Origin of the sequence: Sulfitobacter delicatus (genome assembly GCF_900102535.1) — a bacterium.
Lineage (GTDB): Bacteria > Pseudomonadota > Alphaproteobacteria > Rhodobacterales > Rhodobacteraceae > Sulfitobacter > Sulfitobacter delicatus.
Genome location: NZ_FNBP01000004.1, coordinates 135,287 through 159,232, shown reverse-complemented (window position 1 = coordinate 159,232; position 23,946 = coordinate 135,287). Strand labels below are relative to the sequence as shown.

Below are 23,946 nucleotides of genomic sequence, written 5' to 3'. Positions count from 1 at the left end.
AGCCGCATAATGGCCGATACCCGCACCGAAACCGACAGCTTTGGCCCGCTTGAGGTCCCTTCCGACAAATACTGGGGCGCGCAGACGCAGCGCTCGATCATCAATTTCCCGATTGGTTGGGAAAAGCAGCCCATCGCCATTGTGCGTGCGCTTGGCGTGATCAAGAAAGCCTGCGCGCAGGCCAATGTGGCCCAGGGCTCGCTGGACGAAGAACGCGGCAAGGCGATCATTCAGGCCGCTGGCGAAGTCTTTGAGGGCAAGTTCGACGACAACTTCCCGCTGGTGGTCTGGCAGACCGGCTCCGGCACCCAGTCCAACATGAACGCCAATGAAGTCATCGCCAACCGCGCGATCGAGCTCATGGGCGGCACCATCGGCAGCAAAGACCCGGTCCACCCCAACGACCACTGCAACATGGGCCAATCGTCCAACGACACTTTCCCAACCGCCATGCATATCGCCACCGCGATGACCGCCCGCGACGTGCTGCTGCCGGGGCTGGAAAAGCTGCACGGCGCGCTGCAACAAAAGGTCGAGGAATTCGACGGCATCATCAAGATTGGCCGCACCCACACCCAGGATGCGACGCCCCTGACGCTGAGCCAAGAGTTCTCTGGCTACACCCATCAGGTCGCCATGAGCATCGCCCGCGTGCGCGACGCGCTTGGCCGCATCTATGAGTTGGCGCAGGGCGGCACCGCCGTCGGCACCGGGCTCAACACCAAGAAAGGCTGGGCCGAAACCGTGGCGCATAACATGGCCGAGATCACCGGCCTGCCCTTCGTCACCGCGCCAAACAAGTTCGAAGCGCTCGCCGCCCATGACGCCATGGTCGAGATCTCGGGCGCGCTGAAAACGGTATCTGCCAGCCTGTTCAAAATTGCGAATGACATTCGCCTGCTGGGCTCCGGCCCGCGCTGCGGTTTGGGCGAATTGATCCTGCCCGAGAACGAGCCGGGCTCTTCCATCATGCCGGGCAAGGTGAACCCCACGCAGTGCGAGGCGCTGACGCAGGTCTGCATCCACGTCATGGGCAATGACGCCGCCGTCGGTTTCGCCGGATCGCAGGGCCATTTCGAGCTCAACGTCTACAAGCCGATGATGGCCTATAACGTGCTCCAGTCCATGCAACTGCTGGGTGACGCGGCCTCGGCCTTCACCGACAATCTGGTGGTTGACCTGAAAGCCGACGCGGACCGGATCGAAAAACTGATGCGCGAGTCGCTGATGTTGGTGACAGCACTGGCGCCCGAAATCGGCTATGACAATGCCACGAAGGTCGCCAAGACCGCGCATAAAAACGGCACCACGCTCAAAGAAGAAGCCATCGCACTGGGCTTCGTGGATGCCGAAACCTTTGAACGGGTCGTGCGGCCCGAGAATATGATCGGACCAAAATGAGTGCGCCCATCAACCTCAACAAGGTGAAGAAAGAGCGGGACCGTTCGTCCCGCAAAGCCCGCGCGAATGAAAATGCCGTGGGCTTTGGCCAGACCAAAGCGCAGAAAGACGCGCTCAAGGCCCGCGCCGAGCAGATCGCCCGCAATCTGGAAGCGCATAAGCGCGAGACATGAGCGCGCGGCCCCGCAAACATTCGGTGACCCTTCGGGGTCACCGGACCTCCATTTCGCTCGAAGATGAATTTTGGAATGAGTTCCGCGCCATCGCGGCTGCGCGAAACATGCCGATCAATGCGCTGGTCGCTGAAATTGACGCCGAACGCGGCCTCGACCTCGGCCTTGCCAGCGCGATCCGTCTCTTCGTGCTCCGTGCATTAAAAGAACGTTTACCAAGCTGACGCTAGGCTGCGAGTATGACCTACGCTTCGCCCCTCTGCCCTGCCATTTGGCTGAATGACATCTTTTCATCCCGCGCTGCCATCAAGGGGCAGGTCATTCGCCGCAAGGCGCGGGATATTGAAAAGTTCGTTGGCCGCGGCGCGTTCGAGGCAGAATTGAAGCGCCGCGGCTATCAAGCGGTTGAGAACGCCGGACAGGTCATCATATTCTGCAACCGTGAGCCCATCCGCCGCCTCGCCTAGCCGTTTTCTTGAAAAGAAAACGGCCCCGGAATTTTCAAAAAATTCCGTTCAAGCGATCGAGGCTTGATAAATCTTGTCGATATTCTGACCGAGCGCATCGTTAAACTCTTGGTCAGACATCTTAACGTTCAACCCTTCCGTCAAGGCCCGCGAGAAGCTGGCGATCATCTTCGGGTTCTTGCCCAAAAGCTCACAAGCCTCAGCCGTCGAATAGCCGCCCGACAGCGCCACAACGCGCAGCACATTGTCATGGTCGGCCAAATCGTCATAAAGCCCGGCCTTGCTCGGCAGGGTCAGCTTCAGCATGACCATCTCACCCTCAGGCAGCGCATCAAGGTTCTTTTGCAACTCGGCGAACAGAATGTCTTCTGCTTCGGCCTTGCTGTCAGAATGGATGTTCACCTCAGGCTCAATGATCGGCACCAGACCTGCGGCACAGACCTGACGGGCAAGCTCGAACTGCTGCGCCACCACGGCGGCGATCCCGTTCTCATTGGCCTCGTGGATGACTGAACGCTCCTTGGTGCCAAAGATGCCCTTCTTCACCGCACGCGCCAGCAGATCGTCGATCTCCATGATCGGCTTCAGCATTTGAACGCCGTTGTTGGTCTCTTCCAAGCCCTTGTCAATCTTCAAAAAAGGCACGACGCCACGGTCTTCCCACAGCAACTGTGCGACGGGCTTGCCGTTGATCTCATCATCCATGGTCCGCTCAAAAAGGATCGCGCCAATCACCTTTTCCGAGGTGAAATCATCCGCCAGAATGATCCGTGCGCGCATGTCATGCACGGCTTTGAACATTTCTTCATCGCCGTTGTAATCGCCCGGCTCCACGCCATAAAGGCTCAGCGCCTTGGGGGTGGACCCGCCCGATTGATCAAGCGCCGCGATGAAGCCCTTGCCGTTGCCCATTTGGTCAAATTGCGCCTTGTCGTAGCCCATGTGATCCACATCCTGTTTCTGATTCCGTTTGCAGCGTTTCTAATTGAAAGCCAACGGCGATGATAGAAGCTAGCGCTTTGATAGCGCTAACCAAATGCCCTTATCTGACCGCACGGTCAGATGTGCCACCGGGACCGGCACGCGGTCCGACTGCGCAGTCACTTGAAAGTCCCGCAAGATACGCGAGAGGATCAACGGCCCTTCCACCATGGCAAAGCCCGCCCCGGTGCAGACGCGTGGGCCAGAGGAAAACGGAATGTAAGCCTCGCGCTGACATTTCTTGCCATTTTCACTTTGCCAACGTGTGGGGTCGAACCCATCCGGATTGTCCCAGAGCCGTTCATGCCGATGCAGGTGCCACGGGCTCAGGACCAGTTGCGCGCCCGGTTTAACTTCGCGGTCACGAAACTGCTCCGGACAGGTGGTTTCGCGCACCATCATCGGCACCGGGGGATAAAGCCGCAGCGCCTCCCGGAATACATCGCGGCTGAGCTTAAGCTTTGACATCACGGCAAAATCGCAATCGTCGAGCGCCTGAGCCTCCTCGGCCAAACGCTCCTGCCACTCGGGATGCGTCGCGACCAGATAGAGCGCCCAAGCAAGCGCCGAGGCGCTGGTCTCATGCCCGGCGAGGAAAAAGATCGCCACTTGGTCGACCATCTCTTCAGTGTCGAAAGTCTCGCCCGTCACCGGATCGGCCTGCGTCATGATCTTGGTCGCGAGGTCATCCGGCGCGGTGCCTGCTTCGATCTGCGCCATGCGGTCACGTGTCAGCTCGGTAATAAGCGCCCTGATCCGCGCAGCGCTGGCACGGGTGTCCTTCCGGAACAGCCGAGGCATCCAGCGCGGAAGCGGCAGAAAGGCTCCGAGGTTCAAGATCGGCTGGCTGCGCTGGTAGTTACGGAACTCGTCGAAAACGGCCCGGGCGACTTCATGCTCGATGGGCAGCGAGAACAGCGTCCGAAAAATTACATCCGCTGCCGCATGGCTGGTCTCGGCCTCGATCTCGATAACCTGCCCTGCTTGTCCTTCGAGCCGTGCAGCGGTGGCCTCTGCAGCGTCCCACATCGCGGGAAAGGTCTCACGCAGACGACCACCCTCAAACGCCGGATCGATAATGCGTCGCTGGCGTTTCCACGTCTCACCATTGGTCAGGAAGACCGAGTTGCCGAGCAAGGGGCGCAGCCCCTCACCAATGCGATCAGACTTCGGGAAGTCATCAGGACGGTCCTTCAACACAGTCTTCACCAGCTCAGGCTGGTTCATCAAATAGCTGCGGAAGAACGGCGTCTTGAACTCAGCCATCCACGCCCGATAGAGCCGTGCGGGCTGCGCAGAGAGGATGTCTTCACGAAACAGCTTGGCATAGCGCCAGAGCGAGACGCGGTCAGGCCGCGCGGGAGGCTTGGGCGGCTGGCTCATGCGGCGACAGAGGTGAACTTGCTGACCGCATGGTCGATCCGCGATTTTGACGCAGGCCGCCCGTCGTAGCGGGCAGCCAGGGTCTGCGGGCCGGCTGTGATCTGAAAATAATCGTAGTCGCGGGGCCGGTCAAAGGCACAGAGATACTGGAAGTGCAGGCGAAAGAACCGCCAGCGCAGCGCCTTCCAGCGTTCGGGGCTGAGGGTCTGGGTGAAGGCTGCCGAGAAGACGAGCGGCCAGCGCTTGCCCTCTGGCGCGACACCGGACACCGAGACCGGATCGCATAGCGCAAAGGCGCAGCCATCGCCGGGCGCTGTGACGTCCACCCAGCAGGCCAGCTCGTCCCGTGCGGAGAGATAGGCCAGATCGGCGCGGAGCCGTGTGGCCTCAGACAGGAACGACACCATCGGCACCACCTGCCCCAAGGAAAGGAACCCCAACGCCGGCCCGTCCTCAGGCACCCTGCCCGCACGGATTAGATCAGCCAGAACCGACACGCCCAAATGCGCTCCCGAAGAATGGCCAACGACAAGAACTTCATCCACGTCCTCTGCCAAAGCCGCAGCGATATCATCGCCAAAGCGCGCCATCCGCTCTTCCAACTCCGGCGGGTTTGCGCCCCGCGTGGCCGCCGAATAGGCGTAGTCATGCATCAGATAGTAGGCGAAGAACTTTCCGTCCTTTCTCTTAAACCAACGCAACAGCATCACGACCAGCCCCACGCCCACGCCAGCAAAGAGCGCACGTGCCGTCCAATGATCGCTCAGCATTCCAAGCAAACGATAGGTCACCACCGCCACCATCAGCGCCAGCAATGCTTGCAAGATCAGCATGCCCACCGGATAAAGTGCCGCAATCACCGGTCCCTTGCGCAGCCGCATGAGCCGCCAAAGCGCACCGGAGCCGATATAGACCCAAGCCGTGCGCAGCAATTGCCAGTACGTCGCGGGGATCGAATTGCTCATGCTCTCGCGCACGATGTCAGACCAGACGAGCACCTCTACCTGAGAAGTCACTTCGGCCCCGTCGATCTTCGCCGCGACATTCCAGCCGTAGTTGCCCTTGCCCGCTTTCGGCTTCAGCCCGATCTCGTAGCCAGAGATCTCCGCCTGCGCTGCACCCTCTTTGCGGTAAAGCTCGCGGTAGCGGCGGGGGTGAATAGGGTCATAGCCGGGAATGTAGAACACCCGGCGTGTCTTTACCGCCCGCGCCTCACCTGTCTGCTCTGAATCGTTGCTCATGCCGAACCTCTTGTCCGGCACAGTCTAGCCGCAATTCAGGGCAAGAATAAGGCTTTACCCGACCATGGAAAGGATCGGGAAAGTCTCAAGCAGCCAGAAAGAAAAGGTGGTGAAGGCACCTGTCAACAGGGCCAGCCCGACGAGGATCAATAGCCCGCCCATAATCCGCTCGATAAGCTTCATATGCGGTTTGATCCGGTTCATCACGGTCATCGCGCGGGTGATGAACATCGCCGCCAGCAAGAAAGGAATGCCCAAACCCGCTGCATAAACACCCAGCAGAATCGTTCCGCGCGACACCGAAGCCTCGCTGGCCGCCAGCGACAGGATCGCGCCGAGTTGCGGACCGATACAGGGCGTCCAGCCAAATGCAAAAGCCAGCCCCAAGACATAGGCACCGAAGCTTGACCCGCCTTTGTCGCCCGCGTCCAACCGTGCTTCTTGGTCGAGGAAGGGAATGCGGAACAGGCCAACGAAATGCAGACCAAAGACGATGATAACGACCCCGGAAATCTTAGCGAAGAGCGCCTGATTCTGCAGGAAGAACATCCCGAATGCCGAGGCCGTGAAACCCAGCAGCACAAAGACCGTGCTCAGCCCCAACACGAAGAAGAGCGCGGCGACGATGGCCCGTCGCCGCGCGCTGCGCTGGCTGGACATATCATTGATCGACACTCCACCCATATAGGCCAGATAGGGCGGCACGATAGGCAGCACGCAGGGCGACAGAAAGCTGAACACCCCGGCGATCAGGGCGATGGTCATGGCGGGCAGAAGCCCCGCGTCGAGAAGGCTGATATCAAACATGCCCAAGTCCTAAACCGGCAGAGCAGCGACGTCACCTGCCATATTGTCACAAGATCGTGGACCTCGCGAAAGAGCTCGATTAAATGACCCTATGAAGATTGAGAAACTAGACGCCACCGGGCTGCTGTGCCCCCTGCCCGTCCTCAAAGCGCGCAAAAGGCTGGCCGCTTTGGCACCGGGCGATCAATTGCACATGCGCGCGGATGATCCCGCCGCCGTGATCGACGTGCCGCATTTCTGTTCCGAGGCCGGACATGAATTAACCGACAGCCGTGTCGAAGACGGGGCCGAGCTTTACGTCATCACAAAAGGCGCATGACCGCGCCCCGCTGAGCGAAGCCAACTCACATTTGCCAACACCAAACGCAAACGGCGGACCCAAAGGCCCGCCGTTTTTTCGTTTTCTAAGGGGGCTTAGCCGCCAAGCGACCACCAGCCCCGGCGCTTCGGCTTGGGCTTCTCAGCGGGTTCGCCCGTCCCCTGCTCAGCGGCAGGCTCTGGCGTGGTTTCAGCAGCAGGTGTCTCAGCCGCGGCGGGTTCCGGGGTTGGTTCCGGCTTGGCCTCTTCCGCAGCGGGGGCGCTCTCTTGCACCGGTGCTTCGGTCGTGGCCTCAGGCGTCGCTTCCGCGACCGGCTCTGCTGGCTTCGGCTTTGCCCGGCTACGACTCTTAGGCTTCGGCGCAGGCTCAGCGGCCTCTTCGGTCGTCGCAGCTTCTGCCGCAGTTTCCTCCGCAGGCGCATCGACAGCAGGCTTCTTGGCCCGGCTGGCCCGTTTACGCTTCGGCTTGGCCTTCGGCGCCTCTTCGGATTCAGCCTCAGAGGCAACTTTCGGCTCTTCACCCTCAGCTACTGCAAGCGCTTCCGGAGCCGGTTCAGCCTCGGGCGCCACATCAGCTTTAGGCTTGCGCGAGCGGCTGCGAGACTTGGGCTTCGGCTTTTCTTCGGCTGCCGGAGCGTTTTCGGTTTCAGCCTGAGCCGCTTCCGCACCCTCTGCCGGCTGATCCTTACCCGCTTCTTCCGAACCGGCTGTCTCCTGCTGCTGACCGTTGTTCTGGTCTTCCGCACCGTTCTGCTGATCGCCACCGTTCGAGCGGCCACGGCCACCGCGGCTGCGACGACGGCGACGGCGGCGCTTGGACTTGCCTTCGCCTTCCTCGCCATTTCCGTTAGCGTTGTTGGCATTGCCATTCTCGGAAACGCTGGCGTCCTCTGCCGCAGGCGCTTCTTCGCTCTCCGCCGCGGCTGCAGCGCTCTCGTCTTCGTCAATCTGATCCATCAGCGATGTATCGACCGAAACGACGTGATCCGACACAGGCGGCACAACCCGCGTGGCGGTCTTGAACTTCTCGATGCTGAAATCCGGGCTCACAAGCGCAGGATCGCCTTCGATCCGCACCGACATCCCGTAGCGCATTTCGATATTAGCGATATGCTCGCGTTTTTGGTTCATCAAGAAGTTGGCGATGCCGACAGGCGCACGCACCAGCACTTCGCGTGAACGGCGGCGGGTGCCTTCTTCTTCGATCTGGCGGATGATCGACAGCGCAAGGTTGTCGTCCGAACGGACCAGACCGGTGCCGTGGCAAGCATGGCACGGCTGGGTCGTCGCCTCGATCATGCCAGGACGCAGACGCTGGCGCGACATTTCCATCAGGCCAAAGCCCGAGATGCGGCCCACTTGAATGCGCGCACGGTCGGTCTTGAGCTTGTCTTTCATCATCTTTTCGACGGCGGCGTTGTTCTTGCGCTCGTCCATGTCGATGAAGTCGATGACAATCAGGCCCGCGAGGTCACGCAGACGCAGCTGGCGCGCCACTTCGGCGGCGGCCTCAAGGTTGGTCTTGGTCGCGGTCTGCTCGATCGAGCCTTCTTTGGTGGCCCGGCCCGAGTTCACGTCAATCGCCACCAGCGCTTCGGTCACGCCGATTACGATATAGCCGCCCGAGGGCAGTTGGACCGTCGGGTTGAACATGCCCGAGAGGTAGCTTTCAACCTGATAACGGGCGAAGAGCGGCAGGGTCTCATTGTAAAGCTTCACGTTCTTGGCGTGGGACGGCATGATCATTTTCATGAAGTCCTTGGCGATGCGGTAGCCGCGCTCGCCCTCGACGTGGATTTCGTCAATCTCGCGGTTGTAGAGGTCGCGGATCGAGCGTTTGATCAGGTCGCCTTCTTCGTAAATCTTGGCAGGCGCGATGGACTTCAGCGTCAGCTCGCGGATCTGCTCCCAAAGACGCTGGAGATATTCGTAGTCGCGCTTGATCTCGGCCTTAGTGCGTTTGGCACCCGCCGTGCGCACAATGAGGCCCGCGCCCTTCGGCACTTCGATCTCAGTCGCAATTTCTTTGAGTTTCTTACGGTCCGCTGCGTTGGTGATCTTGCGAGAGATGCCACCGCCGCGCGCGGTATTTGGCATCAACACGCAGTAACGGCCAGCGAGGCTCAGGTATGTGGTCAGCGCCGCACCCTTGTTGCCGCGTTCTTCTTTAACAACCTGCACCAGCAGGATCTGGCGGACCTTGATAACTTCTTGGATCTTATAGCGACGCGGGCGCGGTTTGCGCACTGGGCGGATGTCTTCGCTGTCATCCTCATCGGCGACGGATTCGATGGAATCGTCCTTCGCCGTGGCATCACTGCTCTCGGCGTCGTCGCTGTCGTCATCATTGCTGTCGTCCGAAGTGTCAGACGCAGGAGCATCGGAAGCCGCACTGGCTTCATCATTCGTTTCGGGCTCCTCAACCGGAGTTTCCGCAACCCGCTCCATGGGCGAGCTGCCTTCCTCACTGTCGAGGTCAACCGTCTCCATACCCGCGATTTGATCGCTGGTCTCGTCAGCTACTTCGGCTGTCGCTACAGCGTCATCGCGCTTGGTCTCAGCCGCTTGGCTCTTGGACCGGCTACGCGAACGCGAACGGGAGCGCTTGGGCTTCTCGTCTTCTTCATCCTTGGCGGCCTGTGCCTCAGCATAGGCGCGCTCTTCTTCCAGCAGCGCCTGACGGTCGGCTACGGGAATCTGATAGTAATCGGGGTGAATTTCCGAAAAGGCGAGGAAACCGTGGCGGTTGCCGCCGTAGTCCACAAAAGCTGCCTGAAGCGACGGCTCAACGCGGGTAACCTTAGCGAGATAGATATTGCCAGCTAGCTGGCGTTTGTTCTCAGACTCAAAATCGAATTCTTCGACCTTGTTTCCATCCACGACCACGACGCGAGTTTCCTCGGCGTGGGTGGCATCGATAAGCATTTTCTTAGACATAGATCCATTATGCACAGCACCCGCGCACGGAGGGCCCCGGGGGGCGCCTCGGGCTGAGAACTGTGTCTTGTCAGGGCGATGGAGGACGCGGCAACAGCGGGGCCAATCGTGGTCCCGGTCTGTCTGCTCTGAGCATCTGCGCGCGTCATCGCGGTTCTTCTCCGATACAAGGCAGGCATGCTGCTTGCATCCATTAATTTAGCTGCGTTCCGTCCGGGCAAACCCTCGCGAAGATCAGCGGTTCTTTGGCCGTTGCCGGCCCAATCGGTCTGCCTGCCCCCCGGTGTCGGAGTGGCGCGGCAGCGAAACTGTCAAAGTCCCTACGGGCCTGTCGGGCGGCGCGAGACTTATCTGCCTAGTTAAGGGCTTTTGGGGGTGAAACACAATGGTCAATCGAAAGGGCAACACTCAAATGCGCGATAGTCTGGGTCGGTTGACAAGGCGCATGGGCTTGGAAACATTCAACCTGTCGCGCAAGGCCTGCTGCCACGTGATACCGATACATTGCCCGGCGCCGTGTTGTGGCCGCCAGTTCCAAAGGACCGTGACCTATGAAATACCTCCTGCGCCCCGCGCTCTGCCTTGCCCTTTTAGGCGTTGCCGCCTGTGACGAGATCGCGGTCGCGGATGATCCGACCGCATTGGCCGATCTCCGGGGTCAGAAAAGCTGTCTGGCGGCTGTGGGTAAGGAAACTGGCGTCTCAGGCGTGACGATCAATAAAACGCGGCCAGTGGTCGAGCTCTACCGCCATATCGTCGATGTGCCGGGTGGCGGAAGCTGGGCGTGCATTACCGATCAAAGTGGTAAGGCGATTGAGATCGTAGAGCAGCGCAGCGGCTAAGCACCGCGCTGCCTCCGGCGGTCAGAGGTAATCTGACCGCTGTAAACCGTATTTCGCCATTTTTTCGTTCAGCGTCCGGCGCGGTAGACAAAGCTCGTCCATCACGCTTGCGATGGAGCCCTTGTGTCGGCGCATGGTGTTGTCGATCAACATGCGCTCGAAAGCTTCGACATATTCCTTGAGCGGCTTGCCCTCGGTGGTCATCACCGGCTGCATCTCGTCATGATCGCTCATGAGCAGCGAGGCGATGGTCCCCGACCCCCGGCGCGACTGTAGCACCGCGCGTTCAGCGACATTAATCAGCTGACGCACATTGCCGGGCCATGGGGCCTGCAACAATTGAGCCGCTTCTTGCGCCGACACCTGTGGCGCGTCGCAGCCGTATTCGTCTGCAAACTGATCACTGAGGCGGGTGAAGAGCGTCAGAATGTCTTCGCCGCGTTGGCGCAGAGGCGGCACGGTGATCCGCAGGGCCGCGAGGCGATAGAACAGGTCGGAGCGCAGCGCGTCTTCCGACGTGCGGCCCGCTTCTTGCAGGTTTGAGATCGCTACAATCCGCGTCTCTGCCGGGGTGCCCTGTTCGTTGATCGCACTGAGCAAACGCGCCTGAAGGCTCTCGGAAAGGGCTTCGATGTCTTCCAACACCAACGTACCGCCCCGCGCTTCTTCGATCGCGGGCAGTTGCGCGTCTTCGGGCTGCATCGGGCCAAAAAGCCGCTTGGCCAGCGCGTCTTCTTCCAAGGCGCCACAGGAGACAAGCACGAACTTCTTCCCTGCCCGGCTGCCAACGGCGTGCAACGCGTGAGCAACAAGCGTCTTGCCCGTGCCTGTCTCACCGTCGATTAGCACATGCCCATCGGCCTGCCCAAGATCAAGGATATCCTCACGCAGCCGTTCCATCACGGGCGACTGGCCGATCAGCTTTTTCATCAGCTGACCACCATCCGACAACTCACGCCGCAAGGCGCGGTTGTCCATCACCAGACGGCGTGCATTGGTGGCTTTCTTGGCCAACTCACTCATGCGGTCTGGGTTGAAGGGCTTTTCAAGAAAATCAAACGCACCGACCCGCATCGCTTCCACCGCCATCGGCACATCGCCATGGCCAGTAATCATGATGACCGGCAGGGCCGAGTCGCTCCCCATCAGTTTCTTCAGGAACTGCATCCCGTCCATGCCCGGCATTTTGATGTCCGAGATGACGATACCCGGATAATCGGGACCAAGAGTCTTCAGCGCATCTTCGGCGCTACCAAAGGTTTCCGTGTCATAGCCTGACAGGGCCAGCCACTGGCTGATGGACTGCCGCATGTCCTGTTCGTCGTCCACAATCGCGATTTTCATTGCCTGAGCCATGCGTTCACTCCGCCGCTTCAATCTTCGTTTCATCTGCCAATATAGGCAGTTGCATTTCAAATACAGCGCCACCGTTCTGGCCGTTGCGCGCTGTTAGCCGTCCGCCGAGGTCGTTCACGATCCCCGAAGAAATAGCAAGACCCAGCCCAACACCATCGCCGGGCTGCTTGGTCGTGTAGAAAGGTTCGAACAGCGCATCCAGATCCTCGATCCCCGGGCCATTGTCGCGCACCGTCAATGTCGCCGTCTCCCCCGCTGATAGTATAATGTTTACCTGAGGGTTTCGTTCCGATTTCGTTGCATCTAGCGCGTTCCGCAGCAAATTCACCAAAACCTGTTCAATTCGCATCCGGTCCCCCATCACCATCACGGGGATATCGGGCAGAATGCGGCTGATCTCAACCTGACGCTGGCGCAGCTGCGGCTCCATCATCGACAGGGACGAGGCCAGCGCGGCCCCCATGTCCACTGGCGAAAAAGCCTCCTGCCCCTTGCGGGCATAGGATTTTAGCTGCCGGGTGATTGCGCCCATACGCTCAATCAGATCGTCGATACGGCCAAAGGAAGACAGCGCTTCTTCCTGCCGATTGCGGTGCAAAAGCAGCCGTGCGCCAGCGAGATAGGTCTTCATCGCGGCGAGAGGCTGGTTCAACTCATGGCTCACAGCGGCAGACATCTCTCCCAAGGCCGCAAGTTTCGAGGACTGCTCAAGTGTCTGTTCCGCGACCTTAAGCGTCTGCTGGACCCGTTTGCGCTCCGCAATCTCGCGCTGCAACGCGAGGTTCAACGCCCGAAGCTTGGCCGATTCCCGCTGGAAAATTGCCAAACGTCCTGCTGTGCGGCGGCTGAGGAAATAGAACGCGAGCGCCAACAGGATCGCAAAACCCATCACCTCTAACGCCAGCACCCCATTCACACGCTCTCGGACCGAGGCATAGGTGGTGTAGCTGCTCATGCGCCAACCACGGAAGGGAATGCGGCTTTCCAAGCGCATCACGGCCTCGCCTTGCAGATAGGCGTCAGGCGGCAGTGCGGTCCAATCGGTAGTCGCCTGAATGGCGCGTTCAATGGCGCTTTGGGGCGTGTGATTGGAAAGGGCCTCGGGTTCCGTCAAGCCGCGCCAGCGGGGTTCGGTGGCGAGAATGATCTCACCAGTGCTGTTCATTACAATCACGGCGTCGGAAATGCCCGCCCAAGCACGTTCGAACTTTTGAAGATCGACTTCGACGGCGATCACCCCGAGGGTCGTGCCGCCCGACTGAATGCGTCGGGAGTAAAGAAAACGATAGCCGCCCTGCTCCCGCTCAATCGTTGAAAATATGGTCGCGTTTGAACGGATCGCATCTACGAAATAGGGTTCCGACTTATGCGCCGAGCCCAGTTTGTTGCGGTCGGTTGCCGCCACCGTGCGCCCGTCGATGTCATACAGCATCAAAGAGGCCGCGCCGATCTCCTCGACAAAAGAGATAAGACGTTGTGTCGAAAGCGAATAATCCGCGGATTGCAGGGCGCCGATCAGCGTGGGATCGCGCGCGAGCAGTTGCGGCACGATGGCGTTCTGGCGCAATTCAGCCAGCAGGTTACCGCTATAAAGCGCGATCCGCAGTTCGGCCCGGTTGCGGGTGCTTTCAGTAAAACGGTCAGTCAGTAGCTTATTGGTGACCGAAATTGTCACCACGGCAAGCACCATCAGCAGGCCAATAGCAATCCGCACCCGCCAGGATACGGCCATGCTGCTGCGAAGATTGCGGGATGCCTCGGTCATCCGCACAGACTACGCCCTGCGGCCAACGCACTCAAGTCACGCGGTTTCCAGTGCCCCGGTCAATGCGCGGAAGAGCGCCGCTCCGGCCGTTCCGCCATGCACCGGATCAGCCGCCCGCTCGGGATGCGGCATCATCCCCAGCACGCGCCGGTTCTCGGACAAGATGCCAGCAATGTCGTCCTGCGCGCCATTGGGATTCTCGGCATAGCTAAAGGCCACACGGTCTTCGCCGCGCAGCTGCGCAATGGTGTCGGCATCGGCAAAGTAGTTACCGTCGTGGTGGGCGATTGGAATATCGATCACCTCACCTGCAGTATAGCCGCTGGTATAATCGCTAGCGGTGGTCTCGACTGTGAGCCCCACGGTCTTGCAGATATACTTCAGCCCCGCATTGCGCAGCAGCGCCCCCGGCAGCAGGCCGGTTTCGGTCAAGACCTGAAAACCATTGCAGATGCCGAGCACATAGCCGCCCCGGTTCGCATGCGCCGCCACGCTGCGGCAGATCGGCGAATTGGCGGCAATGGCGCCGCAGCGCAGGTAGTCGCCATAGGAGAATCCACCGGGAACCCCCACGATGTCGACGCCCTCGGGCAGTTCACTGTCTTTGTGCCAGACCATCGACACTTTGGCACCCGCAGCCTCAAAGGCCACGGCAAGGTCTCGGTCACAGTTAGACCCCGGAAAGACGACTACCGCTGCATGCATCAGCCCAGCTCCACCGTATAGGATTCGATCACCGTATTGGCCAAAAGCTTTTCGCACATGGCAGTCACATCGGCCTCTGTCGTGCCTTCGGCAAGGTCAAGGTCGATCACCTTGCCCTGACGCACACCGTTCACCCCGTCAAAGCCCATGGCTCCGAGCGCGTGGCGCACCGCTTCACCCTGAGGGTCGAGCACCCCGTTCTTCAGCATCACATGCACCCGTGCTTTCATGGCGCGACACCCCCTTGTAACATCTGCAATTGAACGGCGAAGCCGCGTTAGTTGATCAACGTCGGCTTGGTCACCGGCGCATTGTTTTTGGGCATAACGCCCAGACGTTTGGCGACTTCTGTATAGGCATCGGTGAGCGAGCCCAGATCGCGGCGGAACACGTCTTTGTCGAGCTTCTGGCCCGTCTCGATGTCCCACAAACGGCAGCTGTCAGGGCTGATCTCATCGGCCACGATCAGACGCTGGAAGTCACCGTCATAGACGCGACCGATCTCGATCTTGAAGTCCACCAGCTTGATGCCCACGGCCATCATCACGCCGGACATGAAGTCATTGACCCGCAGCGCAAGGCTTAGGATGTCGTCCATATCTTGCTGGCTGGCCCAGCCAAAGGCGGCGATATGCTCTTCGGTGACCAACGGATCACCAAGCGCATCGTCTTTGTAGCAATACTCAACAATCGGGCGCGGCAGCTGCGTGCCTTCTTCGATCCCCAGCCGCTTGGACATGGAGCCCGCGGCGTAGTTGCGCACGATCACTTCCAGCGGAATGATCTCCACCTGACGCACCAACTGCTCACGCATGTTCAGACGTTTGATGAAATGCGTCGGCACGCCGATGTTGTTCAGCCCGGTCATAAAGAACTCGGACAGGCGGTTGTTCAACACGCCCTTGCCCTCGATCGTGGCTTTCTTCTCGGCGTTAAAGGCGGTGGCATCGTCTTTGAAATACTGAACGATCGTACCAGGCTCGGGACCTTCATAGAGGATCTTTGCCTTGCCTTCGTAGATCTTGTTGCGCCGGGCCATGGGCATCCTTTCCAACAGGGGGCCGGGAACATCCCCGCCGCTTGCGCTCCTCATAGTGCAAGCACCCTGCTGCTGCAAGCACGGGCGGCAACCATTGCCGCATCCCTTGTGGAAAGGTTAGCGTGGTCACATATCGATAGGACATTACCAACAAGCGGAGCCCAGCATGAGCAACTTTGATGATCGCGAAAACGCATTTGAAAGCAAATTCGCCCACGACGCCGAAATGCAGTTTCGCGCCGAAGCGCGGCGCAACAAACTGCTGGGCCTCTGGGCCGCTGACCTTTTGGGCAAATCCGGCAGCGATGCTGAGGACTACGCCAAGGAGGTCGTGAAATCGGATTTCGAAGAGGCCGGGGATGAAGATGTTTACCGGAAGGTCTCTGGCGATCTGGGTGACAAAGCTGATGAGGCAACCATCCGGACCAAGATGCAGTCTTTGATGGCGGAAGCCAAAGCACAGTTGCTGAAAGAAACCGACCGCTAAGAGCGGTTTCCCACATTCGTTTCTTCAAATTGAACAGAGTTTGCCCATCGTTCCCCCATAGAACGGCGGGTTTTCCGCTTTAAGAACGCTGCGTCTTAACCGTTTGAACGCCCCAACCTCCTAGTTTGTCCCGATGCGCAGGCTGGGGGTGAATATGGGTTATGCGAATGTGCCGGGGCCGCGGGTGGTTGCCCGGTGTCTGAGGTGGGGACTTCCGTTTGGCGTCAGCGTTGTGACTTTGTGGTTGCTGGCTGGCCAGATTGATCCGGCCGACATCCGTAGCATCGCCGCAACCGTGCAACAGGTTTCATCATTTCAAATACTGGGCGCCGTGGTGCTGAGCGCGCTAAGCTTCTGGGCTGTCGGTCGCTATGATGTCGTTGCCCATCGGCATTTTCAAACGGGCGTAGAGGCGAAATCCGCCCGGAACAGCGGAATCGCGGCTGTGGCGCTGGCGCAGACCCTTGGCTTTGGGTTGCTAACAGGGGCGCTGGTGCGCTGGCGCATGCTGCCGGGGCTTACCATGCCGATGGCGCTGCGCCTGTCTGCGTTTGTGTGTCTGTCGTTCCTTGGCGCGCTGGCCTTCCTGCTCGCTGTCGCATGTCTTGCCCTCCCCGCACCCTCCGGTGCTGCTCTCCCCGCGATGACCGTTCTGGCGGCTGCTCTGCTCTTCCTATGGGTTCTGTTTCGCTCCCCGGTTCTGCGGTTCGGTCGAATGACATTTGCGCTGCCGACCCTTCCAGCGGTTGCAGGCATAGTCCTTTGGGCGGCGCTGGACACTGTGGCTGCCGCTGGGGCGTTCTATTTGCTGCTCCCAAACGACGGCCTCGGCTTTGGCGCGTTCTTTCCGCTCTTTCTTATTGCACTCGGCGCGGCGCTCCTGTCCGGAGCACCCGGCGGTGTGGGACCGTTTGAACTTTCCCTACTCGCGCTCCTGCCGCACGTTCCCGCGCCCGACCTGCTTGCCACGATTTTGCTCTACCGGGCGGTTTACTACGCCCTGCCTGCGATTTTGGCCCTCGCGCTTTGCGCCTTCCCCCAACCTAGGCCGTTCAACAGGACGCAATGGCGGGCCCCACGCGAGGCAGATCTGCAGGCTGCCCCGCGGAGCGAAGTGGGCGTGATCCGTCAGAATGGCGGCGCGTTGTTACAGGTGGCCGAGGCCACGCTCGCCACATGGCCGGCAGGTCAAACACGCGTGGGCCTATTTGATCCTCTGTCAGGGAGCGTAACGCCTTTGCTCCCCGCCCTGCGGCAAGCTGCGCGCAAAGAGAACCGGCTGGCTTGCCTTTACAAGATCACCGCCCGCACAGCAATTTCAGCGCGGCTGGCACATTGGCACGTTTTGCGGTTCGCGCAAGAGGCGGTGCTCTCACCGATGGATTTTGACCTCAACATTCCCTCACGCCGCGGCCTGCGGCGCAAGCTGCGCCAGGCAGAGAAATCCGGCATCACCACATGCAGAGCAACAAGACTGCCCCTAGCTGCAATGACTGAGATCGACGCCGCGTGGCAGGAAGAGCGCGGCGGTGCTCGGGCTGGAACGATGGGATGTTTCTGCCCCGACTACATTGCCGCCCAGAATGTCTTTCTGGCCTATCGCGCCGATGACCTATTGGGGTTCGTGAGTTTCCACGTCTCCCGGCAAGAATGGTGCCTCGACTTGATGCGCAGCACCCTTAATGCGCCAGACGGGACCATGCACGTCTTAGTGCAGCAAGCCATCCGCGCCGCCGCCGAGGCCCGTGTTCCTCGGCTCAGCCTCGCAGCTGTGCCGGAGGTGCCAGCACTGCAACGGGGCCTTCTCGGACGTATCTGGCGGGTCCTCACGAAACGCCACAACGCCGCGGGTCTGCGCCAGTTCAAAGCCAGCTTTGCCCCCCGCTGGCAACCGCTCTACGCCGCGGCCCCGAGCCGTACCGCACTGTGGCTATCGCTGCTGGACATCGCCCGTGCGGTGCATCGCCCTAGCCTACCCGCCAATACTCATAATGAAGATGAATATAATGAGGTTGCCCCCATAATAGCATCGTGACATGAGGCGAAATCTAACACCCCTTTCAGGAGCACCCTATGAGCAACGCATTCACCGATCTTCTTGCAGAGAAAGGTACGTTGCTCGCCGACGGTGCTACCGGAACGAACCTGTTCAACATGGGGCTGATGTCGGGCGATGCGCCGGAATTGTGGAACACGGACGAGCCGCAGAAGATCACCAAACTCTACCGTTTCGCAGTGGATTCCGGAAGCGACCTGTTCCTGACCAACTCCTTCGGCGCCAACGCATCCCGGCTCAAACTGCATGACGCGCAAGCGCGGGTGCACGAACTTAGCCGCGTTTCCGCCGAACTTGCCCGCGAAGTCGCAGACACCGCCGGGCGCAAAGTGCTCGTAGCGGGCTCTGTTGGCCCCACCGGTGAGATCATGGAGCCTGTCGGCACGCTGACCCATGCGCTGGCGGTTGAGATGTTCCACGAGACCGCCGATGGCCTCAAGGCCGGTGGCGCGGACATCGGTTGGCTCGAGACGATCAGCGCGCCCGAAGAATACCGCGCCGCGGCCGAAGGCTTTGCGCTGGCCGGGCTTGATTGGTGCGGCACGATGAGCTTTGATACCGCCGGGCGGACCATGATGGGGCTGACCTCCGAAGGCATGGTCGATCTGGTGCACGGGTTGGACAATACGCCAATGGCTTACGGCGCCAATTGCGGCACCGGCGCGTCGGACCTGCTGCGCACCGTGCTCGGCTTCGCGGCCAAGGGTGGCACGCTGCCGATCATTTCCAAGGGCAACGCGGGCATTCCGAAGTATGTCGAAGGCCACATTCACTATGACGGCACGCCTGAACTGATGGCACGCTATGCCACAATGGCCCGCGACGCAGGCGCCAGCATTATCGGCGGCTGCTGTGGCACCCTGCCCGAGCACCTCGTTGCGATGCGCGAAGCCCTCGACAGCACTGAAAAAGGCCCCGCGCCAACCTTGGAGCAAATCGCCGAAGAGATCGGCCCCTTCTCCTCGGAAAGCGACGGCACGGATGGCAACGGCCCAACCCGCGCGCCGCGCCGGGGCCGCCGCCGGGGCTAAGCCTCAGAACAGGCTCAGCTGGTCCGTCTCAATCTCGGGCGGGCGAAAAAGATCACAGCGCAGCGGCATCCCGCTGCGCGACAGTCCCAAACGTTTTACCGCCAGATTAAACCGCTGTGCGACCATCTGCGCATAAGGCCCTTCGCCTCGCATCCGACGGTGCCACGCAGCGTCATATTCCTTGCCCCCATGCATATCGCGGAGTCGCGCCATGATCCGCTCGGCCCGGTCGGGATAGTGCGCGGCCAGCCAATCCTGCACCAAGGGCGAAACCTCTCGCGGCAGGCGCAGCATGATCCAACTGGCATGGCGCGCGCCTGCATCGCGCCCCGCGGTCAGGATCGCTTCCAACTCCGGATCGGTCAGCGCGGGGATCATCGGCGAGGCCATGATCCGCACCGGGATACCCGCCTCTGTCAAACGCCGGATCATCTGCAAACGCCGCTGCGGCGCCGGGGCGCGGGGTTCCATCAACCGGCTCAACTTGGCGTCCAAAGTGGTGACGGAAATGCCCACGGCGGCCAACCCGCGTGCCGCCATATCCCCCAGAATGTCGATGTCGCGTTCAATCAAACTGCCCTTGGTGACAATGGCGACCGGGTGGTTGGCCGCAGACAAAACCTCAAGACAGCGGCGCATGATCTCATGCGTCTTTTCGATAGGCTGATAGGGATCGGTATTGGTGCCAATCGCGATGGGCGCGACGGCGTAGCGTTTGGACCGCAACTCACGGGCCAGTACCTCCGGCGCGTCGGGCCGTGCGACCAGCCGGGTCTCGAAATCCAACCCCGGCGAGAGCCCCAGATAGGCATGGCTGGGCCGGGCGAAACAATAGACACAGCCATGTTCACATCCCCTGTACGGGTTGATTGACCGATCAAACGGCAGATCGGGCGAGCGGTTATAGGTAATCAACCGGCGCGGCACCTCGATGCTGGTCTGCGTGCGCAGCACCGGCAGATCGTCTTCGCGCGCCCATCCATCTTCTTCGCCAACCCGTGCATGACGCTCAAACCGGCCCGCATCATTGCTGCCCGCTGCCCGGCCCAACACCTTAAATCGCTGATCCTCTTTATCCATGAAAGAAGGTTAGAACATTACGGGAACACCCGCAAGTATCGGCGCTCAAACCCTTGTCCTTTCACCGCAAAAAGCGGTAGTTTACAGGCAAATGCGTCGCGCAAGGCGTGGACCATGTCGCAAACCGTGGTCCCGCCCCATCCGATCCGTGAGACAAGGGCTCAAGTGCCAAGCACCTGCATGCCCAGCAGAAGGAAATACCATGTCCGAAGAAGACGATATCATCCTCTCCGAGTTGGACGACGAAGAGCTTGTTCAGCAGATGTTCGACGACCTCTACGACGGTCTAAAGGAAGAGATCGAAGAAGGGGTGAACATCCTGCTGGAACGCAAGTGGGAGCCCTACGACATCCTGACCAAAGCGCTGGTCGGCGGCATGACGATTGTCGGCGCAGACTTCCGCGATGGCATCCTCTTCGTGCCCGAAGTGCTGCTGGCCGCCAACGCGATGAAGGGCGGCATGGCGATCCTGAAACCGCTGTTGGTTGAGACCGGTGCGCCGCGTGTGGGCAAGATGGTGATCGGCACGGTCAAAGGCGACATTCACGACATCGGCAAGAACCTCGTCGGCATGATGATGGAAGGCGCGGGCTTCGAAGTGGTGGATCTTGGCATTAACAACTCGGTTGAGGCTTACCTTGAAGCGATGGAGGCCGAAGGCCCTGATATCCTTGGCATGTCGGCTTTGCTGACCACCACGATGCCCTACATGAAGGTGGTCATTGACACGCTGATCGAACAAGGCATCCGCGATGACTATATCGTTCTCGTGGGCGGTGCGCCGTTGAACGAAGAATTTGGTAAGGCGATTGGCGCCGATGCCTATTGCCGGGACGCCGCTGTCGCGGTGGAAACGGCAAAGGAATGGATGGGGCGCAAGCACAACTCCGCCGCCACCGCCTAAGCCAGCGCCCCTGTGACTGTCCCCGCTGGCCACGGCGGGGACCAGATGCAAAGGTAGGGCCATGACGCAAACTTCAGTGCCAGATGACCGGACCCTGACGGACGAAGGGCTCGCCCCTGCCCGTGCGGGTCGGATTTTGCTCATCGCCTGCGGGGCCTTGGCGCGGGAGATCCTTGATCTGAAAAAGGCGAATGGTTGGAACCACTTGGACCTGACCTGCCTGCCCGCGAAATACCACCTTTACCCGGAAAAGATCACCGACGCCGTCCGTGAAACGGTGGCAAAGCACCGCGCTGAATATGAGGATTTCTTCGTCGTCTACGCGGATTGCGGCACCGGGGGCGGATTAGAGCGGGCCTGCAAAGAGCTAGGCGTTCAGATGGTCGCCGGGCCGCATTGCTACAGCTTTTTTCAGGGCAACGAGAGCTTCGCTAAGACCGCAGAGGACGAGATCACGACCTTCTATCTCACCGATTTTCTGGTGCGGCAGTTCGAGGCTTTTATCATCAAACCCATGGGGCTCGACCGTCACCCAGAGCTGCGCGACATGTATTTCGGCAATTACGAAAAGCTGGTCTATCAAGCGCAGACCGATGATCCCGCACTGACCGAGAAAGCACGCGCCTGTGCGCGCCGTTTGGGGCTGGAATTTGAGCGCCGCTTCACCGGGTATGGTGATCTGGAAGCGACGCTAAAAACGCTCTGACCGCTCAGGCCTCTTGCGCCGCCGTCTCGCGCACACGCTCGATCATCGCCCGCAACCCGTTGGAGCGTTGCGCAGAGAGGTGATCGTTCAACCCCAACCGTGCCAATTCCGCCTTGGCGTCCACGCGGCCAACCTCGGCAGGCGTTAAGCCGTTGAACAAGCGTCGCAAAACCGCGATGAGCCCGGACACGATCATCGCATCGCTCGCCCCGTCAAAATGCAGCGTGCCGTCGTCAAACTGGGCGTGCAGCCAAACCTGGCTGGCACAACCGTCGACCTTCGTTGCGGGCACACGCAATGCTTCTGGCAAAGGCTCCATCGATTTGCCGAGGTCGATCACATGGCGGTAGCGGTCTTCCCAATCGTCCAGAAACTCGAAATCCTCGACCAGTTCTTCAAAGGCGGGCGTGGCCATGGGCGTCTCTCTTTGGTCAGTTGCTCTGGCAGACAGGTAGGATGCCGATGCGCAAAGGTCCACCCCCTTCCCAAGGCCGACGTGATGGGTTAGCAAAAGACAACTCGAATTAACGGCGGACCTTATGCGCAAGACATTATTGGCTCTATTGGCTTCGACCCTTCTGGTATCCGCCTGTGGCTTTAGAGACAGCCGCGTCAATCCGATGAATTGGTTTGGTCCTGCACGGGCCGAGGCGGTTACGCCAGAGGCGAATGATAACCCCCTGATTCCAAAGCGAAGCGGTCTGTTTGCCAAGCGCCGCGCAGAGGTGGAAACCTACGAAGGCCGCCCCTTTGAGCAGATCACCGATTTGACGGTCGAACCTGTGCCTGGCGGTGCCATCATCCGCGCCACTGGGCTGGCTGCGCGGCAGGGCATCTATTCGGTGCGCCTGACGCCCGCGAATGAAGAAGAACTGCCGGTGAACGGCGTGCTGACCTACCGGCTGGAGGGGGTTCGTCCCGATCGGTCAACCCGTCAGGGCACCCAGCCCACCCGCGAGGTCATCGCAGGCCGCCGTCTGACCGAACAAGACCTGCGCGGCGTGCGTGAAATCCGGGTCGAAGGTGAGTTGAACGCGCTGGTTTCGCGCCGTTAAGACAGCGCTTGATGGACGGGCCACCCCGAACAGGATGGCCCGTTTTCTTTAGACTTTAACCGTTTTTACGTCATTGCCGTCTGCTGCGAGTGCAATCTTACCCTCGCAAAGCAATAGCGCGTCGGCCCCAAAGACCTCATGGCGCCAACCGCGCAACGCTTGCACATCGCGCTCCCCGGCAGAGAGCAGATCGAGGTCGCTGGCAGAAGCGATCAGTTTCGCCGCAACGCCCGCGCTTTCGGTCTTCGCCTTCAGCAACACCCGCAGCAAATCCGCCAATGCCGGGTTCACCTGTAGTTTGTCCCGTTTCCGGTCGGGTTGCGGCATATCAGCGGGCTTGCAGGAGACACCCGCCGCGATGGCCTTCAGAATACCCTCAGCAATGTCGCCCCGTCGCGCTTCACGCAGGAGCAGACGGGCGCGGTTCAGTTCCTCGCCATTGGTCGGCTTCAGGCTCGCCAACTCAACCAGCGCGTCATCCTTGAACACACGGTTCCGGGGGATGTTGCGGCTGCGGGCGTAGTCCTCTCGGAAGGCTGCCAATTCCCGCACAATGGCGAGAAACTTAGGAGAGTTGGTGCGGGTTTTGACCCGTTTCCACGCATCCTGCGGCTGCGTCACGTAAGTGTCGGGGCTTAGTAGGGTTTCCAACTCTTCCTCAACCCAACGGGCGCGACCGGTTTCAGCGAGCTTCGCGGCAAGGAATTCGTAGATCTGCCGCAGATGGGTTACATCGGCCAGCGCATAGGTCTTCTGCGCGTCTGTCAGCGGGCGGCGCGACCAATCGGTGAAGCGCGAGGTCTTGTCGAGCGACTGATGCGCGATCTTGCGGACCAGAGTTTCATAGCCCACCTGCTCGCCAAAGCCGCAGACCATGGCCGCGACTTGCGTGTCGAACAATGGTTCGGGGAAAACTTCTGCATCGACGTAGAAAATCTCAAGATCCTGCCGCGCGGCGTGAAAGACTTTCACCACCGATGTGTCGCGGAATAGCTCGTAGAGCGGCTCAAGCGAGATGCCTTCGGCCATTGGGTCAACCAGAACAGCATTGCTGTCGTCCGTGCCTGGCATGGCCAACTGCACAAGGCAGAGTTTGGAATAATAGGTGCGTTCGCGCAGGAACTCAGTGTCGACGGTCACATAGTCATGGCGGGCCGCCTCTTCACAAAATTGCGCGAGGTCGGCGGTGGTGGTGATGGTTTTCATAAATGC

General features: G+C 60.2%; 25 protein-coding genes. 12 read left to right on the top strand and 13 right to left on the bottom strand.

Annotation, left to right across the window (positions count from 1 at the left end; translation table 11 throughout):
* Positions 1 to 9: 9 nt before the first annotated feature.
* The 4 genes from fumC to BLS57_RS09310 are packed head-to-tail and all read left to right on the top strand — an operon-like array spanning position 10 to position 2,041.
* Complete coding sequence (gene fumC, locus BLS57_RS09325; RefSeq protein ID WP_093741541.1) at positions 10 to 1,401, top strand: class II fumarate hydratase; 1,392 nt, start codon at positions 10 to 12, stop codon at positions 1,399 to 1,401.
* Complete coding sequence (locus BLS57_RS09320) at positions 1,398 to 1,574, top strand: DUF4169 family protein (RefSeq protein WP_067936542.1); 177 nt, start codon at positions 1,398 to 1,400, stop codon at positions 1,572 to 1,574. The genes fumC and BLS57_RS09320 overlap by 4 nt, the downstream gene beginning before the upstream one ends.
* Complete coding sequence (locus BLS57_RS09315) at positions 1,571 to 1,798, top strand: ribbon-helix-helix domain-containing protein (protein WP_093741539.1); 228 nt, start codon at positions 1,571 to 1,573, stop codon at positions 1,796 to 1,798. Before BLS57_RS09320 ends, BLS57_RS09315 begins: the two co-directional genes overlap by 4 nt.
* Positions 1,799 to 1,813: 15 nt before the next feature.
* Positions 1,814 to 2,041 carry an N-(5'-phosphoribosyl)anthranilate isomerase gene (locus BLS57_RS09310; protein ID WP_093741538.1) on the top strand — a complete coding sequence of 76 codons (228 nt, stop codon included), beginning with the start codon at positions 1,814 to 1,816 and terminating at the stop codon, positions 2,039 to 2,041.
* Between the two features lie 48 nt (positions 2,042 to 2,089).
* Here BLS57_RS09310 and BLS57_RS09305 read toward each other — a convergent pair whose 3' ends face one another.
* The 4 genes from BLS57_RS09305 to BLS57_RS09290 form a co-directional block, all read right to left on the bottom strand.
* Positions 2,090 to 2,983: a fructose bisphosphate aldolase gene (locus BLS57_RS09305; RefSeq protein ID WP_093741536.1), complete on the bottom strand. Its 894-nt coding sequence runs from the start codon at positions 2,981 to 2,983 to the stop codon at positions 2,090 to 2,092.
* A 69-nt stretch (positions 2,984 to 3,052) separates the two neighbouring features.
* Positions 3,053 to 4,405 (bottom strand): cytochrome P450, encoded by a 1,353-nt coding sequence (locus tag BLS57_RS09300; protein ID WP_093741534.1) that lies wholly within the window; start codon positions 4,403 to 4,405, stop codon positions 3,053 to 3,055.
* Entirely contained in the window at positions 4,402 to 5,646 is a 1,245-nt protein-coding gene (locus BLS57_RS09295) for a hypothetical protein (protein WP_093741530.1), read from the bottom strand. The genes BLS57_RS09300 and BLS57_RS09295 overlap by 4 nt, the downstream gene beginning before the upstream one ends.
* 54 nt (positions 5,647 to 5,700) lie before the next feature.
* Positions 5,701 to 6,453 (bottom strand): cytochrome c biogenesis CcdA family protein, encoded by a 753-nt coding sequence (locus BLS57_RS09290; protein WP_093741527.1) that lies wholly within the window; start codon positions 6,451 to 6,453, stop codon positions 5,701 to 5,703.
* A gap of 91 nt (positions 6,454 to 6,544) precedes the next feature.
* On the opposite strand from BLS57_RS09290, the gene BLS57_RS09285 reads away from it, so the two are divergent.
* The gene (locus tag BLS57_RS09285) at positions 6,545 to 6,772 is read left to right on the top strand and encodes a sulfurtransferase TusA family protein (RefSeq protein ID WP_093741525.1); all 228 of its coding nucleotides are present in this window, start codon (positions 6,545 to 6,547) and stop codon (positions 6,770 to 6,772) included.
* A gap of 95 nt (positions 6,773 to 6,867) precedes the next feature.
* On the opposite strand, the gene BLS57_RS09280 is transcribed toward BLS57_RS09285, so the two are convergent.
* The gene (locus tag BLS57_RS09280) at positions 6,868 to 9,708 is read right to left on the bottom strand and encodes an Rne/Rng family ribonuclease (protein ID WP_093741523.1); all 2,841 of its coding nucleotides are present in this window, start codon (positions 9,706 to 9,708) and stop codon (positions 6,868 to 6,870) included.
* Positions 9,709 to 10,259: 551 nt separating this feature from the next.
* On the opposite strand from BLS57_RS09280, the gene BLS57_RS09275 reads away from it, so the two are divergent.
* Complete coding sequence (locus BLS57_RS09275) at positions 10,260 to 10,550, top strand: hypothetical protein (RefSeq protein ID WP_093741521.1); 291 nt, start codon at positions 10,260 to 10,262, stop codon at positions 10,548 to 10,550.
* Positions 10,551 to 10,571: 21 nt separating this feature from the next.
* On the opposite strand, the gene BLS57_RS09270 is transcribed toward BLS57_RS09275, so the two are convergent.
* The 5 genes from BLS57_RS09270 to purC are packed head-to-tail and all read right to left on the bottom strand — an operon-like array spanning position 10,572 to position 15,415.
* Positions 10,572 to 11,906, bottom strand: coding sequence for a sigma-54-dependent transcriptional regulator (locus BLS57_RS09270; RefSeq protein ID WP_040701160.1), 1,335 nt, complete (start codon positions 11,904 to 11,906; stop codon positions 10,572 to 10,574).
* 4 nt (positions 11,907 to 11,910) lie between these two features.
* Entirely contained in the window at positions 11,911 to 13,671 is a 1,761-nt protein-coding gene (locus BLS57_RS09265; RefSeq protein WP_093741519.1) for a sensor histidine kinase, read from the bottom strand.
* Between the two features lie 36 nt (positions 13,672 to 13,707).
* Entirely contained in the window at positions 13,708 to 14,376 is a 669-nt protein-coding gene (purQ, locus tag BLS57_RS09260) for a phosphoribosylformylglycinamidine synthase subunit PurQ (protein ID WP_093741517.1), read from the bottom strand.
* Entirely contained in the window at positions 14,376 to 14,606 is a 231-nt protein-coding gene (gene purS, locus BLS57_RS09255; RefSeq protein WP_093741515.1) for a phosphoribosylformylglycinamidine synthase subunit PurS, read from the bottom strand. Before purS ends, purQ begins: the two co-directional genes overlap by 1 nt.
* Positions 14,607 to 14,653: 47 nt before the next feature.
* Complete coding sequence (purC, locus tag BLS57_RS09250; RefSeq protein WP_093741513.1) at positions 14,654 to 15,415, bottom strand: phosphoribosylaminoimidazolesuccinocarboxamide synthase; 762 nt, start codon at positions 15,413 to 15,415, stop codon at positions 14,654 to 14,656.
* 166 nt (positions 15,416 to 15,581) lie between these two features.
* Here purC and BLS57_RS09245 point away from each other — a divergent pair, with 166 nt between their 5' ends.
* The 3 genes from BLS57_RS09245 to bmt all read left to right on the top strand — a co-directional run bounded on the left by BLS57_RS09245 (position 15,582) and on the right by bmt (position 18,989).
* The gene (locus BLS57_RS09245; protein ID WP_093741511.1) at positions 15,582 to 15,902 is read left to right on the top strand and encodes a DUF1476 domain-containing protein; all 321 of its coding nucleotides are present in this window, start codon (positions 15,582 to 15,584) and stop codon (positions 15,900 to 15,902) included.
* 232 nt (positions 15,903 to 16,134) lie between these two features.
* Positions 16,135 to 17,937 (top strand): phosphatidylglycerol lysyltransferase domain-containing protein, encoded by a 1,803-nt coding sequence (locus BLS57_RS09240; protein ID WP_167356396.1) that lies wholly within the window; start codon positions 16,135 to 16,137, stop codon positions 17,935 to 17,937.
* Between the two features lie 38 nt (positions 17,938 to 17,975).
* On the top strand, positions 17,976 to 18,989 hold the full coding sequence (gene bmt / locus BLS57_RS09235) for a betaine--homocysteine S-methyltransferase (RefSeq protein ID WP_093741507.1): 1,014 nt from the start codon (positions 17,976 to 17,978) through the stop codon (positions 18,987 to 18,989).
* A gap of 3 nt (positions 18,990 to 18,992) precedes the next feature.
* Here bmt and BLS57_RS09230 read toward each other — a convergent pair whose 3' ends face one another.
* Complete coding sequence (locus BLS57_RS09230; protein WP_093741505.1) at positions 18,993 to 20,069, bottom strand: PA0069 family radical SAM protein; 1,077 nt, start codon at positions 20,067 to 20,069, stop codon at positions 18,993 to 18,995.
* A 202-nt stretch (positions 20,070 to 20,271) separates the two neighbouring features.
* Between BLS57_RS09230 and BLS57_RS09225 the strand changes: the two genes are divergently transcribed.
* Both BLS57_RS09225 and BLS57_RS09220 read left to right on the top strand, forming a co-directional pair.
* Entirely contained in the window at positions 20,272 to 20,973 is a 702-nt protein-coding gene (locus BLS57_RS09225; protein ID WP_093741503.1) for a corrinoid protein, read from the top strand.
* A 61-nt stretch (positions 20,974 to 21,034) separates the two neighbouring features.
* Positions 21,035 to 21,679, top strand: a complete 645-nt coding sequence (locus tag BLS57_RS09220) for a DUF1638 domain-containing protein (protein ID WP_093741501.1) — start codon at positions 21,035 to 21,037, stop codon at positions 21,677 to 21,679.
* A gap of 4 nt (positions 21,680 to 21,683) precedes the next feature.
* Here the strand turns inward: BLS57_RS09220 and BLS57_RS09215 are convergent, their stop codons facing one another.
* Positions 21,684 to 22,094: a SufE family protein gene (locus BLS57_RS09215; RefSeq protein ID WP_093741499.1), complete on the bottom strand. Its 411-nt coding sequence runs from the start codon at positions 22,092 to 22,094 to the stop codon at positions 21,684 to 21,686.
* A 124-nt stretch (positions 22,095 to 22,218) separates the two neighbouring features.
* Between BLS57_RS09215 and BLS57_RS09210 the strand changes: the two genes are divergently transcribed.
* Complete coding sequence (locus BLS57_RS09210; RefSeq protein WP_093741497.1) at positions 22,219 to 22,734, top strand: hypothetical protein; 516 nt, start codon at positions 22,219 to 22,221, stop codon at positions 22,732 to 22,734.
* 48 nt (positions 22,735 to 22,782) lie between these two features.
* On the opposite strand, the gene rnd is transcribed toward BLS57_RS09210, so the two are convergent.
* Positions 22,783 to 23,940: a ribonuclease D gene (rnd, locus tag BLS57_RS09205; protein ID WP_093741495.1), complete on the bottom strand. Its 1,158-nt coding sequence runs from the start codon at positions 23,938 to 23,940 to the stop codon at positions 22,783 to 22,785.
* Between the last annotated feature and the right edge of the window lie 6 nt (positions 23,941 to 23,946).

Coding starts and splice junctions, on each gene's coding strand:
- fumC (WP_093741541.1), top strand. CDS start 10: ATGGCCGATACCCGCACCGAAACCGACAGCTTTGGCCCGCTTGAGGTC.
- BLS57_RS09320 (WP_067936542.1), top strand. CDS start 1,398: ATGAGTGCGCCCATCAACCTCAACAAGGTGAAGAAAGAGCGGGACCGT.
- BLS57_RS09315 (WP_093741539.1), top strand. CDS start 1,571: ATGAGCGCGCGGCCCCGCAAACATTCGGTGACCCTTCGGGGTCACCGG.
- BLS57_RS09310 (WP_093741538.1), top strand. CDS start 1,814: ATGACCTACGCTTCGCCCCTCTGCCCTGCCATTTGGCTGAATGACATC.
- BLS57_RS09305 (WP_093741536.1), bottom strand. CDS start 2,983: ATGGGCTACGACAAGGCGCAATTTGACCAAATGGGCAACGGCAAGGGC.
- BLS57_RS09300 (WP_093741534.1), bottom strand. CDS start 4,405: ATGAGCCAGCCGCCCAAGCCTCCCGCGCGGCCTGACCGCGTCTCGCTC.
- BLS57_RS09295 (WP_093741530.1), bottom strand. CDS start 5,646: ATGAGCAACGATTCAGAGCAGACAGGTGAGGCGCGGGCGGTAAAGACA.
- BLS57_RS09290 (WP_093741527.1), bottom strand. CDS start 6,453: ATGTTTGATATCAGCCTTCTCGACGCGGGGCTTCTGCCCGCCATGACC.
- BLS57_RS09285 (WP_093741525.1), top strand. CDS start 6,545: ATGAAGATTGAGAAACTAGACGCCACCGGGCTGCTGTGCCCCCTGCCC.
- BLS57_RS09280 (WP_093741523.1), bottom strand. CDS start 9,708: ATGTCTAAGAAAATGCTTATCGATGCCACCCACGCCGAGGAAACTCGC.
- BLS57_RS09275 (WP_093741521.1), top strand. CDS start 10,260: ATGAAATACCTCCTGCGCCCCGCGCTCTGCCTTGCCCTTTTAGGCGTT.
- BLS57_RS09270 (WP_040701160.1), bottom strand. CDS start 11,906: ATGGCTCAGGCAATGAAAATCGCGATTGTGGACGACGAACAGGACATG.
- BLS57_RS09265 (WP_093741519.1), bottom strand. CDS start 13,671: ATGACCGAGGCATCCCGCAATCTTCGCAGCAGCATGGCCGTATCCTGG.
- purQ (WP_093741517.1), bottom strand. CDS start 14,376: ATGCATGCAGCGGTAGTCGTCTTTCCGGGGTCTAACTGTGACCGAGAC.
- purS (WP_093741515.1), bottom strand. CDS start 14,606: ATGAAAGCACGGGTGCATGTGATGCTGAAGAACGGGGTGCTCGACCCT.
- purC (WP_093741513.1), bottom strand. CDS start 15,415: ATGGCCCGGCGCAACAAGATCTACGAAGGCAAGGCAAAGATCCTCTAT.
- BLS57_RS09245 (WP_093741511.1), top strand. CDS start 15,582: ATGAGCAACTTTGATGATCGCGAAAACGCATTTGAAAGCAAATTCGCC.
- bmt (WP_093741507.1), top strand. CDS start 17,976: ATGAGCAACGCATTCACCGATCTTCTTGCAGAGAAAGGTACGTTGCTC.
- BLS57_RS09230 (WP_093741505.1), bottom strand. CDS start 20,069: ATGGATAAAGAGGATCAGCGATTTAAGGTGTTGGGCCGGGCAGCGGGC.
- BLS57_RS09225 (WP_093741503.1), top strand. CDS start 20,272: ATGTCCGAAGAAGACGATATCATCCTCTCCGAGTTGGACGACGAAGAG.
- BLS57_RS09220 (WP_093741501.1), top strand. CDS start 21,035: ATGACGCAAACTTCAGTGCCAGATGACCGGACCCTGACGGACGAAGGG.
- BLS57_RS09215 (WP_093741499.1), bottom strand. CDS start 22,094: ATGGCCACGCCCGCCTTTGAAGAACTGGTCGAGGATTTCGAGTTTCTG.
- BLS57_RS09210 (WP_093741497.1), top strand. CDS start 22,219: ATGCGCAAGACATTATTGGCTCTATTGGCTTCGACCCTTCTGGTATCC.
- rnd (WP_093741495.1), bottom strand. CDS start 23,940: ATGAAAACCATCACCACCACCGCCGACCTCGCGCAATTTTGTGAAGAG.